We start from the raw sequence: 2,950 nt of genomic DNA on the forward strand, positions 1-2,950 counted from the left end.
GATTCGGGGTCGGTGCTTTTTCCTGGTGCTCGATATGATGGACCGAGACCAGCGCCTGGGTATAGGACTGCTTCGGCTCCTTGATGATCTCGAAGGTCGTGCCCTTCTCGATCATCTTGCCGTGGCGCAGTACCATGATGTCGTCGGCGACCTGTGCCACCACGGCGAGGTCGTGGGTGATGTACAGCGCTGCCACGCCGGTGTCGCGGATCGCGTCCTTGATCGCAGCAAGCACGTCGATTTGCGTCGTCACGTCGAGGGCCGTGGTCGGCTCGTCGAAGATGATAAGGTCCGGCTCCGGGCAAAGCGCCATGGCCGTCATCACGCGTTGCAACTGACCGCCCGAAACCTGATGCGGATAGCGCCTGCCGATATTTTCCGGATCGGGAAGGCTGAGCTTCCGGAACAGCGCGACGGCCCGGCGCTCCGCCCCGGCGCGGTTGGCGATGCCGTGCTTGAGGCATGTCTCGACCACCTGGTCCATCAGCCGCTGAGCGGGATTGAAAGCCGCCGCCGCCGATTGCGCGACGTAGCAGACTTCATGGCCGCGCAGCTTGCGGATTCCGTTCTTGCCCTGCTTCAGGATATCGCGTCCATTGACGATCACTTCCCCGCCGGTGATACGCACGCCGCCGCGCCCATAGCCCATCGGCGACAGGCCGATCGTGGACTTGCCGGCGCCGGATTCGCCGATGAGGCCAAGCACCCTGCCCTTTTCCAATCTCAGCGAAACATTATCGACGATTGTTGCCGTGCGGGGTGGCTCGCCAGGCGGATAGACGGTGGCTTCGATGCGGAGATTGCGGATGTCGAGCAGCATGTCAGCCATTGCCGCGCCCTCCCTTGAGATCGGTGGTACGGTTCAGGATCCAGTCGGCGACCAGGTTGACGGAGATGGCAAGCGCCCCGATCGCAGCTGCGGGCATGAGGGCTGCAGAAATGCCGAAGACAATACCGTCTTTGTTCTCTTTCACCATGCCGCCCCAGTCGGCGTCAGGAGGCTGGACGCCGAGGCCCAGGAACGACAAAGCCGACAGGAAGAGTACGGCAAAGATGAAGCGCAGGCCGAGTTCGGAGACCAGGGGCGACAGCGCGTTCGGAAGGATTTCGGCGAAGATCACCCACCACTTGCCCTCGCCGCGCAGCTTGGCCGCCTCGACGAAGTCCATCGCGTTGATGTCGGCGGCGACGGCGCGTGACAACCGGTAAACGCGGGTGGAGTCCAGTGTCCCCATGAGCAGGATCAGCGTCACAAGGTTGGACGGCAGTACCGAGAGCACGACGAGGCCTAAGATCAGCGTCGGTATCGCCATGAGGAGATCGACGACGCGTGACATTAGCATGTCGAACCAGCCTCCGACGACGGCCGCCGTGAAGCCAAGAATCGACCCCAGCGTGAAGGAAAGCGCAGTCGCGACTGCCGCGATGAAGATCGTGGTGCGGGCGCCATATATCATGCGCGAAAGCAGGTCCCGACCGAGATTGTCGGTGCCGAACCAGTGCTCGCCGGACATCGGCATCCAGACGTCGCCGACAATCTCGCCGAGCGGGTGCGGCGCAATCAGCGGCGCGAAGAGCGCCGTGGAGAGGAACAATCCGGTGAAGAAAAGACCAATCGCGGCGCTGATCGGTATGCGACGCCGCGCTTTAACGAGAGGGGCTGCAGAAACGCTCATTTCGGATGCCTCAGGCGGGGATTGGCGACGATTGCGGCGACGTCGGCGACGATGTTTAGGCCGATGTAAACGGCGGCGAAGATCAGCCCCACTGCTTGGACCACAGGCACATCGCGCTTGGAAACGTGATCGACCAGGTACTGGCCCAGACCCGGATAGACAAAGATCACTTCGACCACGACGACGCCGACGATCAGGTAGGCGAGGTTGAGTATGACGACGTTGATGATCGGCGCGATCGCGTTCGGGAAAGCATGGCGGCGGATGATCTCGATCGGCCGCAGCCCCTTGAGCTCGGCCGTTTCGATATAGGTCGACTGCATCACGTTCAGGATTGCCGCGCGCGTCATGCGCATCATATGCGCCAGCACGACCAGTGTCAGCGCCGTCGCGGGCAGCGCAATCGCCTGCATCTTGGCCAGGAACGGCATGCCGTCATAGACTGTTGAGATGCTCGGAAACCACTGCAACTTAACGGCGCATAAATAGACCAGGAGATAGCCGATGAAGAATTCGGGAAGCGAGGTGGAGGTGAGCGCGAGGCCGGAGATGAACTTGTCGACCCACCCGTTGCGGTAGCGCACCGAGAGCAGACCGAGGACAATGGCGAGCGGGACCGCCACGATCGCCGCCCAGAAGGTGAGGAACAGCGTGTTCCACAGGCGGGGCAGCAGCGTCGCGGTGACTTCCTGCCCCGTGGTGAGAGAGGTCCCGAGATCGCCGGTCAGCACACCGCCCAGCCAGCGGAAGTAGCGGAAGTAGGCCTGATCGTTGAGGCCAAGCTCGGCACGCAGATTGGCAAGCGCTTCGGGGGTAGCCTGCTGGCCGAGAATCGATTGCGCCACGTCACCAGGCAGGATTTGCGTGCCGGCGAAGATTAGGATCGAGACAAGGAAAAGGATCAGAACGCCCAACGCAATGCGCTGGGCGATCAGTCCCACGATGGGCGACATCGCCGGGCGGGCTCGGTTCAGACCGCCAGTCAGCAGTTGCTGAACGCGAGGCCGTTCATCGCGTGGGCCTCCCCAACGATCGTGTGGGCAAGCACCTTTCGGTGCCGCTTGTGCAGTTTCCCGTTCACCGTTCAAAGTAGTAGCCACGATTTTATCTCGATTTATTCAATAGTTGGATGTGCAGAGCCTGCCGCGGGGGGGGGGGGGGTGGGGGGGGGGGGGGGGGGGGGGGCGGGGGGGTTTGGGGCGGGGGCCCCCCCCCCGGGGGGGTTTTGTGGGGGGGGGGTGTGTGGTTGAGCCCGGCGCCCGCGGGGGGTGTTT

3 protein-coding genes are annotated in these 2,950 nt (G+C 63.0%); all 3 read right to left on the minus strand.

All coding sequences use genetic code 11. The features are described from left to right. Positions 1–829, minus strand: an 829-nt coding sequence (locus tag NKJ40_RS31600; protein ID WP_352469360.1) for an ABC transporter ATP-binding protein, incomplete at its 3' end; no start/stop codon positions are given. Continuing rightward, positions 822–1,676, minus strand: a complete 855-nt coding sequence (locus NKJ40_RS31605) for an ABC transporter permease (RefSeq protein WP_352469361.1) — start codon at positions 1,674–1,676, stop codon at positions 822–824. The genes NKJ40_RS31605 and NKJ40_RS31600, both read right to left, overlap by 8 nt. Continuing rightward, positions 1,673–2,629, minus strand: coding sequence for an ABC transporter permease (locus tag NKJ40_RS31610; protein WP_352469362.1), 957 nt, complete (start codon positions 2,627–2,629; stop codon positions 1,673–1,675). Before NKJ40_RS31610 ends, NKJ40_RS31605 begins: the two co-directional genes overlap by 4 nt. Between the last annotated feature and the right edge of the window lie 321 nt (positions 2,630–2,950).

The organism is Mesorhizobium sp. M0119 (genome assembly GCF_040322615.1).
GTDB lineage: Bacteria > Pseudomonadota > Alphaproteobacteria > Rhizobiales > Rhizobiaceae > Mesorhizobium.